The 15258-nt window shown below is 50.5% G+C and carries 11 protein-coding genes; 6 read left to right on the top strand and 5 right to left on the bottom strand.

The genetic code is table 11. The features are described 5' to 3' along the window. The first annotated feature begins 21 nt into the window (after positions 1 to 21). Positions 22 to 369 (top strand): hypothetical protein, encoded by a 348-nt coding sequence (locus ACWAU0_RS01030; RefSeq protein ID WP_278211049.1) that lies wholly within the window; start codon positions 22 to 24, stop codon positions 367 to 369. Beyond that, a complete protein-coding gene (locus tag ACWAU0_RS01025) occupies positions 284 to 604 on the top strand; it encodes a cation efflux transmembrane domain-containing protein (protein WP_458138069.1) in 321 nt (106 codons plus the stop codon). Before ACWAU0_RS01030 ends, ACWAU0_RS01025 begins: the two co-directional genes overlap by 86 nt. Before the next feature lie 95 nt (positions 605 to 699). On the opposite strand, the gene ACWAU0_RS01020 is transcribed toward ACWAU0_RS01025, so the two are convergent. The 5 genes from ACWAU0_RS01020 to ACWAU0_RS01000 are packed head-to-tail and all read right to left on the bottom strand — an operon-like array spanning position 700 to position 6178. Then, entirely contained in the window at positions 700 to 2025 is a 1326-nt protein-coding gene (locus tag ACWAU0_RS01020) for a hypothetical protein (protein WP_278211050.1), read from the bottom strand. Beyond that, entirely contained in the window at positions 1946 to 2986 is a 1041-nt protein-coding gene (locus ACWAU0_RS01015; protein WP_278211051.1) for a DMT family transporter, read from the bottom strand. The genes ACWAU0_RS01020 and ACWAU0_RS01015 overlap by 80 nt, the downstream gene beginning before the upstream one ends. 2 nt (positions 2987 to 2988) lie before the next feature. Beyond that, complete coding sequence (locus ACWAU0_RS01010) at positions 2989 to 4074, bottom strand: sodium:calcium antiporter (protein ID WP_278211052.1); 1086 nt, start codon at positions 4072 to 4074, stop codon at positions 2989 to 2991. Positions 4075 to 4080: 6 nt separating this feature from the next. Further along, complete coding sequence (locus tag ACWAU0_RS01005; RefSeq protein WP_458138068.1) at positions 4081 to 5499, bottom strand: ATP-binding protein; 1419 nt, start codon at positions 5497 to 5499, stop codon at positions 4081 to 4083. Then, positions 5492 to 6178, bottom strand: a complete 687-nt coding sequence (locus tag ACWAU0_RS01000; protein ID WP_278211054.1) for a response regulator transcription factor — start codon at positions 6176 to 6178, stop codon at positions 5492 to 5494. Before ACWAU0_RS01000 ends, ACWAU0_RS01005 begins: the two co-directional genes overlap by 8 nt. 195 nt (positions 6179 to 6373) lie before the next feature. Here ACWAU0_RS01000 and mgtA point away from each other — a divergent pair, with 195 nt between their 5' ends. The 4 genes from mgtA to ACWAU0_RS00980 all read left to right on the top strand — a co-directional run bounded on the left by mgtA (position 6374) and on the right by ACWAU0_RS00980 (position 14932). Continuing rightward, a complete protein-coding gene (gene mgtA, locus ACWAU0_RS00995) occupies positions 6374 to 9142 on the top strand; it encodes a magnesium-translocating P-type ATPase (protein ID WP_278211055.1) in 2769 nt (922 codons plus the stop codon). 149 nt (positions 9143 to 9291) lie between these two features. Further along, positions 9292 to 10650, top strand: a complete 1359-nt coding sequence (locus tag ACWAU0_RS00990) for a TolC family protein (protein ID WP_458138067.1) — start codon at positions 9292 to 9294, stop codon at positions 10648 to 10650. Further along, positions 10647 to 11819 (top strand): efflux RND transporter periplasmic adaptor subunit, encoded by a 1173-nt coding sequence (locus tag ACWAU0_RS00985; RefSeq protein ID WP_278211057.1) that lies wholly within the window; start codon positions 10647 to 10649, stop codon positions 11817 to 11819. The genes ACWAU0_RS00990 and ACWAU0_RS00985 overlap by 4 nt, the downstream gene beginning before the upstream one ends. Then, on the top strand, positions 11816 to 14932 hold the full coding sequence (locus ACWAU0_RS00980) for an efflux RND transporter permease subunit (protein WP_278211059.1): 3117 nt from the start codon (positions 11816 to 11818) through the stop codon (positions 14930 to 14932). The genes ACWAU0_RS00985 and ACWAU0_RS00980 overlap by 4 nt, the downstream gene beginning before the upstream one ends. Positions 14933 to 15258 lie beyond the last annotated feature (326 nt).

Here is a 15258-nt window from a genome sequence, read left to right as displayed (position 1 = left end):
GAATTTGGCATTTGCTGCAAGATGAGGCAATTTTTTAGTTGTGATGCAATATGGAGTAATGATCAGTTCAGCGAGCTAATCGGCGGTTCTGTCTCGTTGGTGGAGACTAGCTGGATATGCATCGGTGATGCCTTGGTATATGGCTTCAGTATTTACGTTGTTGCCCGCGGTGCGCGAATGAAAGCCAAGGCGGCGCTATTCAAAGGCGGCATCATGGCGGCTTTTGGTCTTTTCGTTCTTGGTCAAGTCATTGATAAGATGATTTTTCCGCAGATTCCAGTATATGAGGCCATCGGCACCCATAGGTTTGTTGGCACTTGTGGCAAACAGCGTGTGTTTTGTTTTGCTCTGGCGGCATCGATTCGATGATACAAACATGAGTTCAGTTTGGTTGTGTTCACGAAACGATATTATTGCGTATGTCTCGGTGTTGTTTGCCGCTGTTGGAGTTTGGTTCACCAATTCAGCTTGGCCAGATATTCTGATCGGTGTGGCACTCGCAGCTCTTTTTTTACGCTCAGCGTTATTCGTATTGCGCGAAGCCATTACGGGGGGGGGCTTCGCTTTTAGCTACGCGACAAACACTCCACTTTTTGTCTATTAGCGACTGCCCCGTTTCGGGTAGATATCTGCCTTTCTGAGTCAACGGTACTTCAAATTGGGATGGGCTAAGCCCGCTTTGGCTTTACCCAATTGCGGTTATTTTGAGATTGTTATCTCTGGCGCCCCCTTTTGAGATAACTCGGTGACGGTCATCTGGAATATCTGATGTAGTAGGCGAAAACTCTCACGGTTCCACTGGTAACCCTCTTCGGGTTTAACGGCATAGTGTAATCCGCCGTACTTAACGCTCATATCCACATCGTCTGGCACACTTTCTGATGCTATTACTTCTAGGGTATGAATCGGATTTTCACTAACGAAAGGGGAACGCGGGTCTTTATCTACGTTAAATTCAGGTTCGTCATTGATGTCGCGGCCAATGAAATTGACGATATTGTAAAAACTGCGCAACCGGAAAAAACCATGTAACGGTACTTCACCACCCGGATAGCCAGGACGAATATCAACCATTACGTCATTGCTCGCACCACTATCAGCTTCTTCGTTGAGCTTGATACGCTCCTCGTTGCTCAACAACTGTGGATCATAATTTGTCAGGATAATACGCCCGGTAACACGTTTACTTAGCTTCAATTGATGCTTGTCGGTGTTATAGTCAACTTTGAATTCCTTTAGTAGCCCAACCAACCGTTCCGGCGATAGAGAATCGGAGTTTAATTCCCAGCTAGAATCAAACAACAATGGTTCTACGAACAAAGCGTTACGATCTTGAATAGAGGATATGTGAGACACGACTTGCCGGAACAACTTGTAACCGTCTTTATCGGAAGGTTTGTTGTTGTAAACCTTATCTTGATGATCGTTTTCGATACGCAATTCACCCGCCAGTAAACGAAGAATGAGGTCAACGTCAGTACCTTGGCGCAATAACATTGTCAGTTTGCTTTCTTGGAAAGGCGTTAATAAACGTTTGGTAAATTCCTCTCCTTCCATGGGAATGATACTAATCGTTGGATTTTCGGAAGCGGTCCCGCCAAATATCGGCGTTATTAAAGAACCCGTTGGCCCCGTCATTGCTGGAGTAGCCCCGGCATTAAATTGAAAGTTAAACGTGGCGGCGATATTTGATACACCGGTGAAATGTAAGGGTTGATGCTGATGAGCGCGAGCAATATTGAGTAACAACAGTTCGGAAAGAATCTCAGAGGTCGACTGGTCGTAGGCAATAACCGCATGATCCAGCGCAGCCGGTGAAACACAGGCTTGAAGCCCCACAAGACTACCGAAAGTTACGCATCGTAATGCCTTTGTTACGGGGGCAACCAAAAAGCCACGACCTTTAATTGCCCAATTACCTCCTGTGGTGAATCTAAAAAACCTATCAATGATCATGTCTATGGTGAATATCAGGATAATGTGGATGCTTATGCGTGATTTCTGCATGTCGATGAAAATGGACATGGGGTTTGTTGCTATCCCATTCAAAGTCATGCGCGTGCTGATGATGCACATCATGAACATGACGATGGGCATGCGTTATCTCTAAATGGGTATGTTCATGTAAATGGTGTTCTGTCAGGTGCAACAAGACGCCAAGTCCCATTAAGCCCGATGCAAGCCAAAACGCTGGGCTGGTTGCTTCATTTAACGCCACCAGAGCAACTGCGGCGCCAATAAATGGTGCGGTTGAGAAATAGGCTCCCGTTCGTGCCGTACCCAAACCGCGTAGTGCCAATACGAATAGGGTCAAGCTCATGCCGTAGCCAGCTAGCCCAAGTGACAGCGCCTTCATCAACATTACGATATTTGGTGCAGTTGCACCAAGGCTTAATGCAAACAGGGTGTTGACCGTTCCTGCAATCATCCCCTTGCTAGAGGCAACAAACAAGGCATCCGTAGCAGACACTTTACGGGTTAAGTTGTTATCAATTGCCCAACAGAAACAGGCTGCAGAAATTGCCACCGCCCCTAGCCAATTGGATGAGGAATCTTCGCCGAATGGCCAAGACAGTACGATTCCACCGGCAACAATGGCTATCATACCAAGCACCACGCGCCTATCAGCATTTTCTCGAAAAACGATCCAGGCAATTAAGGCGGTTAGTACGGCTTCAAGATTAAGTAGCAGTGATGCGATTGACCCACTGGTAACCGTTAAACCCAGTAGCAACAAAACGGGACCAAGCACGCCGCCAAATAGGATGCCACCGACTAACCAAGGCCATTCCGAAGGCATCAGCCCAGAGGGCTTCCAGCTCCAATCACGAATCAGCCGTATGATACTAAGACCAATGCCGCTACCCAGATAGAGCAATCCCCCCAATAAAATCGGCGAAACCTCGCCGACTAGCAATTTGGCAAAAGGGGTGCTGGCTCCAAACAGGATGGCCGCCATCAGTGCATAAACGATATTACGGTTCATTGCTACATCGTCGTAATCAGTAGAAAGGCGATGTACAAGACACCATTAATGAGTAGGGCCCAAAGCGGTAGTCCTTTTCCATGAGTGCGAGAGTTGATTCGCAGCCATATGGCGGCAAGCATTGTGATTAAAACTCCTGACAATACTTCGATACGCGGTTGCCAGGGTGTTAGCATGATACCAATGGCCGGAAGCAGCGTACCCTGAAATACCATAGCACCGGTAATATTGCCAAAAGCCAGGGTATCCTTTCCGCGTCGAATCCAGAGAATACTGTTGACCTTCTCCGGTAATTCAGTGGCGATAGGAATAATCAGTAGTGATAACAAGAGCGCGGAAATGCCAAGCAAATGCGCCGCCCCCTCAACGCCAGAAATGAAGCCCTCCGCACCATAAACCAATAGCGCAAGTCCTATCGACAATTGCAGCAGAATCGTCAACAGATTGGTTTGCAATCCCAATCGGGCTATGTACATTTTAGTGTCTGTCTCAGTAGCATGGCCATCTCGCACCAAATGTGCCGAAGCACGTAGGGTCAGCATGATGTAAATAAAGTAGGTTAAGACCAGCGTAATACCTAATGCTCCTCGAATGTAGCGTTCCTCTTGGGGAACATACATCGCTGCTGCGGCCAGCACGAACGCGAGCAGAAAAAAGTTAAGGTCACGAATGAAACCAGTCCGTTCAGGATGAATGCGGCCTGACAGCCCTCTTCGCCGTAGAACTGAGAGCGCCATCAAACAGGTCGATAACGTTGACAACATGAGTGGCGCACCAAGGATAGCGCCGACACCAATTTCCTCGTTGATGTTGACATTGGATGTGCCCGCCAACAGTGCTAGAAGGGGAACCATAGTTTCAGGTAAAGCTGTACCGACAGCTGCGAATAATGATCCTGTCACTCCTTCGGAAATTTTGAGTTTCTCTCCAAGGTGTTCCAACGCATTCGTGAACAGCTCCGATGCTACTAAAATAACAATGAGCATCATGAAGAGGGTAAGGAGATAAATGGTCACTGAGTTGAGCCTGTCATTTTGTTGTGTTGCTGGTGGCGTTACTGATTTCTGTTGCAAATAAAAAACATTCATGAACAGCTAGATGCAGTGTTGTTCTCTGAATGGGGCCAAAGGAAATTTGAAGATAAAAATGGCTCCGCCACCGTCAATATTGGATACATCAATATGTCCACCATGGCTACGCGCAATAGCCTGTGAAAGCGCTAAGCCGAGACCGACGCCTGCAACATCAGTTGTTCTGGCAATCGATCCACGGTAAAAACGTTCAAATAGTTGCTGTTGTTCATCGAGCTTAATCCCTGGCCCTGTGTCGGATACGCTAAGCGCCGCTTCGGTTTCTTCTACATCCAATCGAATCGTCACGCGACCGCCAGGCGGAGAAAACTTTATAGCGTTATCCAATAGATTGGTCAGAATCAGGTCTAAAGAACCACGGGCAATTTTTGCGATGATTGGTTTCAGGGATTCAACGATAATTAGAATATCCCGTTTATCGGCCATCGGCTGGATACGTTCCACCACTGTTTGGATGATCGAATTCAACGGAACCGCCTCTACTGAACTGCGTTCCAGGCCAGCATCCAAGCGGGCTAGGACAAGCAGTTCCTCGACAATCGTGGTCAATCGCGCAACTTCGTCCAGACAGGATTGCAATGTCTCCTGATATTCCGTGGTATCGCGGGGACGGCGTAAGCTGATTTCAAGTTCCGTTCGTAATCGCGATAACGGCGAACGCAGTTCATGAGATGCATCGGCGGTGAACCGACGTTGAACTTCAAAACTACGCTCGATGCGGTCAAGCATTTCATTCAAGGTATCGACCAGCTTGCCAATCTCGTCGCGAGTGCCGGGGTGTGGCAAGCGTTCGCTCAAATTGGCTTCATTAATGCGGTGTGCTTGATGAACAATATTGTCTATGGCTTGAAATACCTTACGGGTTAACGAGGCCCCAACGCCACCAACAGAGGCAAGTAAAACTAGCGTCATAACAACGAAAAGCAGGCTGGCAGCATTCAGTACATTGCGCACATCATCCAGTGATCCTGCAACCTGAATGATGATGGGTGCATCCAGTTGATTAATAGGCATTGAAACCATACGCACGGGTTCATCGCCAAACGTGGAGAGCGTTTCGAAGACGGTTTCTCCAGCCGCAAGCCGTGCCAAAATGGCTGACGATGCAGGTAATTGTGAGGAACCTAAGTTGGCACTACGAGCCAGCACTTCGCCATGGGAATTAATGACCTGCACCAGCCGGTCGATACGAGCAAAAGACAGCTGATCGGTCCCCGCCATTGTTTCGTTTAGTTTGATGGGTTGCTGTTGGTTGGATTTCAACATCGCCGCTTCCGTTTCGGCGACAGCCAGCAAGGCGGCATCGAGCTGATGATGAACCGCTCTGGAAAGCATCCAGTACGCGGCAAAACCGCTGCAAGTTAGGATAACAACGATAACGGTCAGGTGACTTAAAATAAGTCGTGTTCGAAATTTAAGCATCGTAGGCATCACTGATTGCCAATCGGAAACCCCGACCGCGTATGGTGTGAATGAGTTGTGGAATGCCTGGATAATCAATTTTCCTGCGCAGATTACTGACATGGGCATCGATCAGGTTATCAAGGCCAATATGGTCGTTTTTCCATAGCTGTTCTGCAAGCTCGTGGCGGGTCACCACTTCCCCCGTGCGGCGCATCAATATCTCCAAAATGGCATATTCCTTTTGGGTCAAGTTAATGGTTAGCTTTCCCCGCGTCACCCGATGCGTTTGTGTATCTAAGGTTAGGTCATCTACCTTGAGGGAGAGATGTTGGATCAGTTCTGAACGTCGCAGCAATGCGCGGGTTCTAGCCAACAGTTCTGCGAACGCAAACGGTTTGGTCAGGTAATCATCAGCACCGGCGTTGAGCCCTTCGACGCGATCTTGCAATGCATCTCGAGCGGTAAGCATCAAAATCGGCACGCGAACGCCATTTTCTCGAAGCTCTCCACACCAGGCGACGCCTTGCTTGCCCGGCAAAAACCAATCCAAAATGATCAATCGATAGTCCTGCGCATTCAGGCATTTCGCTGCTTCTTCAGCCGAATAAGCGGCATCGACGGCAAAACCCTCTTCAACCAAGCCTCGCAATAACAGGCTAGACGCTTTTCTATCGTCTTCTACCAATAAAATTCTCATGATAACTGTCGTTTTAGTCGGATTGACTGGCTGGCCTTTAATTCAAAAATCAATTACCAGTTTACCTTGCACCGCATTGCCGATGCCGTTCCTGAAGAGGAATTCAGGAATGGCCCGATCCTGAATCGCTATCATAACCATCGCCTACTAGGACAATTTATATCGTCTAATTTTTAACGCTGCCGCGAGAAGACCATGAAATTCGAAATGCTCAAAGCCATGTTAAGCGGCCATCTGGTCAAAAAACACTTTACCCGGCATTTCCGGCGTCTGGCGATACTGGAAATGTTTCACGGCGCACCATTGGCTAAAGGCGGGGTACCGGCTGCATTGTCGCAGTCGTTAACCAGTGCAGCACTCAAAACGCCTGATGCATTGCTTATTGAATTAAATAGCCACGCCCATGGACTGGATTCGGTGACAGCGACCGCAATACGTGAACGAGTGGGCTTCAATGAGGTCGATCACGAAAAACCCCGCCCCTGGTGGTTACATCTTTGGCATTGCTATAGCAATCCCTTCAGCCTACTACTAACAGTCTTGGCAGCGATTTCCTATTTTACCGAGGACATGAAAGCCGCCATCGTCATTTCCTTGATGATCGTGTTGTCAACGGTACTGCGGTTTGTTCAGGAAAACCGCTCGAATCGCGCCGCCGAGCAACTCAAGACTATGGTCAGCAATACCGCGTCCGTCCTGCGGCGAGATATCGCCGAGAGTATTGCCGTCGATACGGAACGCTTCTACGGTGTCACCTTGCACCCCAAGCCAGCACGGACAATCGAAGTTCCAATACGCGAATTAGTGCCTGGCGATGTGGTGGTATTGTCGGCGGGTGACATGATACCCGCCGATCTGCGTCTGCTGGCCGCCAAAGACTTGTTTATCAATCAAGCGGCCATCACCGGCGAATCGATGCCGGTGGAAAAATTCGTGCAGCCCAGCAACCCCAATGCCCATACCGCCATTGAACTCGACAACATTCTGTTCATGGGTACCAATGTCGTCAGCGGCACGGCGCATGCGGTGGTGGTCGAGACCGGAGTGCGCACCTATTTTGGCACATTGGCTCAACGCATGGTCAGCACGGATCGGGCTCCCACCGCCTTCCAAACCGGTGTCAATCAGGTAAGTTGGGTATTGATCCGCTTCATGTTAGTGATGACGCCCATTGTGTTGCTGATCAACGGCTTTACCAAGGGCGATTGGCTGGAAGCCGCCTTGTTTACACTGTCGGTCGCGGTCGGCTTAACGCCGGAAATGTTACCCATGATCGTTACGGCTACCTTGGCTAAAGGCGCTGTGATCATGTCGCATAAAAAAGTGGTGGTGAAGAGTCTGGATGCCATCCATAACTTTGGAGCCATGAATATCCTCTGCACCGATAAAACCGGCACCCTGACCCAAGACCGAGTGTTTCTGGAACAACATTCAGACCTGTTTGGCGAAGAATCGGATGAAGTGCTGGAATATGCCTATCTGAACAGCTATTACCAAACCGGCCTCAAAAACCTGTTGGACGTTGCGGTACTGGAGCATGGCGAGATTCATCGGGAACTCGAAGTCACTAAAAACTTTTGCAAGATCGATGAAATTCCATTCGACTTTCATCGCCGCCGCATGTCTGTCGTCGTCAGTGAACAGCAGGACCGTCATTTGCTGATCTGCAAGGGCGCCGTAGAGGAAATCCTGGCCGTGTGCTCCCACATTAAGCATGGCGATCAGTTCGAAGCGCTGGACGAAGACCGTTTAGCCATTATAAGAGCCATCACCAGCGATTTGAATGACGATGGCATGCGGGTCATTGCCGTCGCCATTCGCGAATTCGAGCCACTACGCGAAATTTATAACATCGCCGATGAAGCGGGGCTGACATTGGTTGGCTACATTGCCTTCCTCGATCCCCCCAAGGAAACCGCCGCACCCGCCTTGCAAGCGCTCAAAGACCACGGTATCGATGTCAAAATTCTCACTGGCGACAACGAATTGGTGACCGCCAAGGTATGCAAAGTAGTTGGCTTGCCAATCAATACGCCCGTGCTAGGCCCACAAACCGAAGACATGGATGATGCTACCTTGGGCAGCGTCGTCGAGGCGAACACCATTTTCGCTCGCCTGACCCCTGCCCATAAAGAACGTATCGTGCGGATATTACGAAATCAAGGCCATGTGGTCGGATTTCTGGGAGATGGCATCAACGACGCACCGGCGTTACGCGCTGCCGATATTGGCATTTCCGTGGATTCCGCTGTCGATATCGCCAAGGAAGCCGCCGATATTATTTTGCTGGAAAAGAGCTTGTTGGTATTGGAAGAAGGCGTGATAGAGGGACGCAGAACCTTCGTCAACATGCTGAAATACATCAAAATGACCGCTAGCTCCAATTTCGGCAACGTCTTTTCGGTGCTGGTGGCCAGCGCCTTTCTGCCTTTTCTACCGATGCTGCCCTTGCATCTCTTGGTACAAAATCTGTTCTATGACATCTCGCAAGTGGGCATTCCGTTCGACCATGCCGACAAGGAACTGCTGGAGAAACCTCAGCGCTGGAAACCTGAACTACTGAGCCATTTCATGATTTTCTTTGGGCCGATCAGTTCGGTATTCGATATCAGCACCTATTGTCTGTTGTGGTTCGTGTTTGGCTATAACACCCTGGATCAGCAAGCTCTGTTCCAATCGGGATGGTTTATCGAAGGATTGCTTTCTCAGACGCTGATCGTCCACATGATACGCACCCGGAAAATCCCTTTCATCCAGAGTTTTCCAGGTTGGCCGTTGTTAACTATGACAGCATTGGTGATGGTTTTGGGCGTCCTTTTACCCATGTCGTCCCTGGCACATTACGTCAAACTGCAAGCCTTGCCCTTGGATTATTTCCCTTGGCTTCTGGCGATCTTGCTGGGCTACGCCATCCTGACGCAATCCATGAAAGGCATTTTTGCTAGGCGCTATGGTTGGCAGTAATGGATCATTATTTGGTTTTTACAGTAGATATGAAAACAACTAAAAACACTACGACGTTGGCGTGGCATAACGACTTCTGCTCTCGACAGCCTTCAAAACGGGCACAAAAGCATTTTGCCTTGCGAACGATGCTTTTTGCAGCACTGACGATGAGCGGACTCGAATGTATCGCCGAGGATACTAAAGCGGTTCCATTACCGTTATTCGTAAACGACGCTGACCAATCGACCAGTGAGTCTGTCGCCAGCCGTGCGTCAAAAAATAGTCCGGTCGAAAGTACACCCGACGAGGCACACGAACTGTCGCTGAATGCTGCCATCCAATTAGCGCTGGAAGCCGACCCACAGATTCGCGCAGGCGTTGAAGCCGTGCGTCAAGCCGAAGCGGATGTCGTCACAGCAGATTTGCCGCCCAATCCAAGTCTGTCGACCAGTGGCTCGTTGATGCCATTGAATAGGCCCTTCACCGTGGACCGTCAAGGCGGTCCGCCACAGTTCGACATCGGCATGTCGTTTCCGGTGGATTGGTTTTTGTTTGGTAAACGCGCAGCGGCGGTGATGGCCGCCGAGAAAGGCGTCGATGTCGCAGCGGCTGATTTTTCCGAGCTGGTTCGCCAGCGGATTGCCGGTACGATTGCCGCGTTTTATGACGTATTGGAAGCCCAATCCGCGCTGGCATTGGCGCGCGAAGATTTCAGCAATTTATCCGAAGTAGAGAAAATAACCGCCAATCGCGTTGAATTGGGGGGTGTCGGCACCGTTGAACTGGATCGTGTGCGTTTGTCCATATTCAGCAGTCGTCGTGAAGTGCGTGCGCGTGAAGTTGCGCTGGAAGGTGCATTCAGCCGATTGCGTAGCTTTTTGGGCTATACACAGGCGGTTCCTTTAAAAATTGACGGCAGCCTGGATGTGCCGTCACCTATAACTCCGCTCGATTCTTTAGCCATCTTTGCCATTGCCGAAGACAATCGCCCAGACATCCAGGCGCTGAAACACCAGATAACCCAAGCCGAAGCCAACATCGAGCTGGCGGAAGTCAGCGCTTATCCGGCCATTACGCCTAAAGTCGGTTATACCCGCCAATTTCAGGAAAAGGCTATCGGTTATCCCGATGCCAACTCCTGGGGTATTGGGGTGGACGTGACGGTGCCGTTGTTTGACCGCAATCAGGGCAACATTGCCAAGGCAAGGTCGGCCAAAGTTCAATCAGAACTCAATTTGAGTGCCCAACTCGTTAACCTTCGCGCTGAAATCGACCAAGCGATTAAAGCCTATGAAAGCGCTTACCAGGTACTCATCAGTGACGATCCGGGTCAGCTCGAAGCGGCGCGTAATGTCCGCGACAAAATTCGCACCGCCTATGAATTGGGTGGCAAGACGTTAATGGAAGTCCTGGATGCACAGCGTACCTATCGTGAAACCTATCGGCTTCATATCGCCGGTCGTTCCAACTACTGGCATTCACTTTATGCACTCAACGCCGCTCTGGGTAAACAGGTTCTAAAATGACAACCCCATTTTCAAATCAAAAACTGACTTTTTTAAAATTAAAACCCGCCATTTGGCTATTGGCTGTCGGTATCGGCGCAGTAGCCGTGTGGCGATGGCAAGGGCAAGACCTGCCCGATAAACCCAGTCCAAAAGTCGATGCGGTGTCACTGGCCGGACCAGGTTTGATTGCTGTGCAACCGGGTATCCCGCTGGAGAAAAAGCTGGAACTGACGACGGTGAAACAGGAGCGCATCAGCTCGCCTTTGTTGTCGGTGACAGGGGCGGTCATGGCACGTCTTCGTTCAGGTGTCGGGCTGGTTGAAGATCGTTGGCAGTTCAGTAGCGTCGAGTTATCGGCCATCTATGCGGATTGGCAAAAAGCCGGGACAGAAATGGAATTTGCGGCCAAGCAGTTGACCAAGACGCGGGAATTGACCGCAGCCCAACTTACTTCGCAAACCAAGGTCGTGGATCGCTTGCGCAAATTGGTGGCAACCGGCACCGAGGCTGCGCGTGATTTAAGCGCCGCCGAAGCCAGCCTGTTGCAAACCCAGTTAGAAGGACAAAAAGCAGTCTTCGAGGCCGAAAGCGCGTTGACCCAAGCCACGCATAGCCATGCCGATTTCGAACGGCATTTATTACAAGCTGGGATTGATCCAGCGTTGTTGCAAAAAGTCCCGACCGGCGCTTCGCTGGTCATGGCCGATGTACCCGAAGTCCGTATTGGCTTGGTTGCTGTCGGGCAAGGCTGTGAAGCCCGCTTTTATGGTTTAAACAACCAAGTATTCAAAGGCACGGTACGCAGCTTATCGCCCGCACTGTCGCCCGAACGACGCACATTGAGGGTGTACTTTGAGTTGAACGACCCGGATAACAAGTTGAAGCCGGGTATGTACGCTGAAATTGGCCTGGGCACTGATCCTAGGACAGCAATATTGGCACCCGCAGATGGCATTCTGCATATCACGGATGGCGATTATGTGTTGACCGAAGCCCAAACGGGCATCTGGAAAGTCACCGAAGTTCAGGTGGGTGAGCGGGCTGGAGACCGGGTTGAAATTCTGGATGGTTTGACGGGCGGCGAACGCATGATTGGCAATGGTGCCATTCTGTTGAAACCTTTAGTCGTACAGGCATTGTTGAAAATACAACAAAGTCCAGCAACCAGCGGAGCCAGTCAGCCATGATTGCCGCGTTGATTCGTACCGCATTGCACTACCGCTGGATCGTGCTGATTAGCGCGATGGCATTGGTCACACTTGGGCTGTGGTCGTTCAGCCAGATGAAGATTGACGCTTATCCCGACATTTCATCGCAGATGGTGCAGGTGATTACTACCTATCCTGGGCGTGCGCCGGAAGAGGTGGAACGGCAAGTGACGATTCCGGTCGAAATCGCCATGCGCAATGTGCCCAAGGTCGAGACCATACGTTCCCGCACCATCTTCGGCTTGTCGGTGGTACAAATGATCTTTGAGGAAGGCACCGAGAGCTATTGGGCTAGACAACGGGTTCAGGAAAAACTGTCTAGTTTAGCCTTGCCGGATGGTGCTGAAGCGGAACTTGGACCATTGGCCACCGCCTATGGCGAGATGCTGCGCTATGAACTGGTTTCCGATGGCCGTTATGACTTGATGGAATTGCGCACCCTCAACGATTGGGTGGTAATTCCCCGTTTTCTAAGAGCGGCGGGCGTGGCCGAGGTATCGAATTTCGGTGGCTACGAAAAACAGCACGGCGTGTTGTTGAATCCTGCGCAACTGTTACGTTACGGCCTGTCGGTCAATGATGTGGTGGAAGCCATTCAGACCAATAACGCTAGTGCTGGCGGCAGCGTGCTGTCTCGCGGCAGCATGTCCTTTGTGATTCGTGGCCGTGGAGCGCTGCAAAGTGAACAGGAAATCGGTTCAATCTTTATCAAGTCAATTGGCGGAACGCCTATCTATGTTCGCGATGTCGCCGATGTGCGCCTGGACTCCAAAGTGCCAGCGGGTATTTTCAGTAAAAACACCACCGATGAAGCGGTCGAAGGTATCGTGCTGCTACGCAAGGGCGAAAATCCGTCCGAAGTCTTGGGCCGCGTCCAAGCCGCCGTCGACGAACTCAATAACGAAGGCTTGCCCGAAGGTGTACGGGTTGAACCCTATTATGATCGTAGCAACCTGATCAATAGCACCTTGCATACCGTTAGCCATAGTGTGACACTTGGCATAGGCTTGGTGGTACTGGTATTGCTGGCCTTCTTGGGGCGTCCGTCTTTGGCGATGCTGGTCGCATTGACCATTCCATTTTCATTGCTGTTCGCTTTGGTGCTGATGTACGGTGCCGGTATTCCAATAGGCTTGTTATCGATTGGTGCTATCGACTTTGGGATTATTGTTGATGGTGCGGTGATCATGTCGGAAAACATCGCTCGGCGTTTGGACGAGCGAGAACACGCGGTTTCCGACGAACGCCGTAGTGTTGGCCAAACGGTGTTGGCTGCGGCATTGGAAGTCGAACGTCCGGTATTTTTCTCGATTTTGATGGTCGTTGGTGCGTTCTTACCGCTGTTAACCTTGACCCATATCGAAGGTTTGCTGTTTCGACCCATGGCAATGACCATCGTGTTCGCGCTGCTCGGTGCCGCGCTGTTTGCCTTGTTGGTTGTGCCTGTTTTGGCTACCATGCTGTTTCGTAATGGCTATCGCGAATGGGAAAACCCGGTATTGATCTGGTTATCGGAACACTATGCGAGGGTTTTGTCATGGGCGATGCATCACCGCTGGCCCATGGTCATTAGTTCTACGGTGGCATTGTTCGCTGTACTCGCAGTAGTCGTACCACGCATGGGCAGCGAGTTTTTGCCTTACATGGACGAAGGCGTGGTTTGGGTGCGAGCCAATTTCCCGGAAGGCACGTCATTACAGCAAACCTCGCAGTTTGGTCAGCGTCTCCGGCAAGTCGCGTTGGAATTCCCGGATATTGAATTCGTCGCCGTGCAAACCGGACGTAACGATAGCGGTACCGATCCTTATCCGCCTAGCCGGATTGAGATGATGGTTGGCCCCAAATCCCGCGATCAATGGACACAATTTACACGCAAGCAGGAATTGGTCGCCGCATTGGGTACACGTTTTCGTAGCGAGTTTCCGACCACCCGTTTTAACTTCACCCAACCGATTATTGATAGCGTGACCGAAGATGCCAATGGCACCTCGGCCAATATGGCCATCGAATTTTCTGGGATGGACTCCGATGTGCTACTAGGTCTGGCCCGTCGCGCTGAAACCCTGCTCAAAAAGGTACCCGGCGCTATGGATGTCAACATAGAACAAGAGGGGCCGCAGCCTCAGTTAGTGATCGAGCCCGACCGAGCGTTATGCGCCCGTTATAACGTCAGTATTGAAGATGTCACTTTGCTGATCGATACCGCTATTGGCGGTGCGCCAATTGGTACGCTTTACGAAGGCGAACGCCGTTTTGACATTGCCACGCGTTTTGCCCCTGAACATCTGGACTCGCCGCAAGCCTTGGGTCGCTTGCCGGTCTACAATTCCGATGGTGTACCGATTCCATTAGCTCAGGTCGCTCGCATTAACATCGTTGATGGACAAACCATGATCGCCAGAGCCGATGGTCGTCGCCGACTGACCGTACGAAGCGATATTGTGGGTCGCGATCAAGGTGGATTCGTCGCCGAGGCTCAGCGCTTATTTGATCAAGAAATCCAGGTGCCGCCAGGCTACCGAGCGACTTGGTTAGGCATGTTTGAAAACCTCAAACGTGCGGGCGAGCACTTCAAGTTACTGGTACCGGCCACTATCGCGGTGATTTATCTTTTGTTGTTAGCAATGTTCGCATCCCAGCGAGCCGCTTTGATATTGCTGTTGGCCATCCCGTTTGCCTTTGTTGGTGGGGCGGTCGCTTTGTACCTACGGGGCATGAATATCAATGTTTCATCGGGGGTGGGTTTCGCTGCCGTATTTGGCGTATCGATCATGAACGGTGTACTCATCGTGCGTACCATCACTGATTTAAGGCTGCAGGGAATAGCCCTCGAAGAGGCGATTCGGCAGGGTTCAGTCCGATGTTTGCGTCCAATTTTGATCGCCTCGCTGGTGGCTATTCTTGGTTTGGTACCTGCGTCCTTAGCGACCGGCCTGGGTTCCGATGTTCAACGGCCATTAGCAACGGTCATTGTTTGGGGTTTGTTTAGCGCAACCGTGATGACCTTATTGTTGGTTCCTATTCTTTATCGGCTTTTTGTCCCACGGTTACCAGTATCGGATGTTGGTAAAAACGAGTGGACAGGTGTTTAGCACAGGCCTTTGAATAGCGGTGATCATGCAAATTTTGTGGATTGTTTAGGCCGGGATGTTCCAAAAAGCTTTTGCATTAATGGAAATTCGTATTTCGTAGTTATACCCATAGCGTCTTACAAACCAAGTTTTAACTAGTTGAGTCAGCGAGCAATAGCTCGACAGAGTCAATCCGAGCCTTGTATTCAGTTGGTCGCGCGACGAAACCCAGAGCGACGGTGATAGGCGAGAATGGCAGATTGAGGGCAACTGCCATAATGGCGAGAGTGATCAGCAGTATCAGTAATGCCGGCCTGCTTTGAAAAAATGGAGTTTTAGGGGCGCGG

This window comes from Methylomonas sp. Uni0009 (assembly GCF_054188105.3).
Note: the sequence above shows the minus strand (reverse complement) of the source record. Positions and strands in the feature narration are given on the sequence as shown.

Bases quoted from the DNA above. Each gene is read 5' to 3' on its own strand.
- ACWAU0_RS01030 (WP_278211049.1), top strand. From the start codon at position 22: ATGAGGCAATTTTTTAGTTGTGATGCAATATGGAGTAATGATCAGTTC.
- ACWAU0_RS01025 (WP_458138069.1), top strand. From the start codon at position 284: ATGAGGCCATCGGCACCCATAGGTTTGTTGGCACTTGTGGCAAACAGC.
- ACWAU0_RS01020 (WP_278211050.1), bottom strand. From the start codon at position 2,025: ATGTCCATTTTCATCGACATGCAGAAATCACGCATAAGCATCCACATT.
- ACWAU0_RS01015 (WP_278211051.1), bottom strand. From the start codon at position 2,986: ATGAACCGTAATATCGTTTATGCACTGATGGCGGCCATCCTGTTTGGA.
- ACWAU0_RS01010 (WP_278211052.1), bottom strand. From the start codon at position 4,074: ATGAATGTTTTTTATTTGCAACAGAAATCAGTAACGCCACCAGCAACA.
- ACWAU0_RS01005 (WP_458138068.1), bottom strand. From the start codon at position 5,499: ATGCTTAAATTTCGAACACGACTTATTTTAAGTCACCTGACCGTTATC.
- ACWAU0_RS01000 (WP_278211054.1), bottom strand. From the start codon at position 6,178: ATGAGAATTTTATTGGTAGAAGACGATAGAAAAGCGTCTAGCCTGTTA.
- mgtA (WP_278211055.1), top strand. From the start codon at position 6,374: ATGAAATTCGAAATGCTCAAAGCCATGTTAAGCGGCCATCTGGTCAAA.
- ACWAU0_RS00990 (WP_458138067.1), top strand. From the start codon at position 9,292: ATGAGCGGACTCGAATGTATCGCCGAGGATACTAAAGCGGTTCCATTA.
- ACWAU0_RS00985 (WP_278211057.1), top strand. From the start codon at position 10,647: ATGACAACCCCATTTTCAAATCAAAAACTGACTTTTTTAAAATTAAAA.
- ACWAU0_RS00980 (WP_278211059.1), top strand. From the start codon at position 11,816: ATGATTGCCGCGTTGATTCGTACCGCATTGCACTACCGCTGGATCGTG.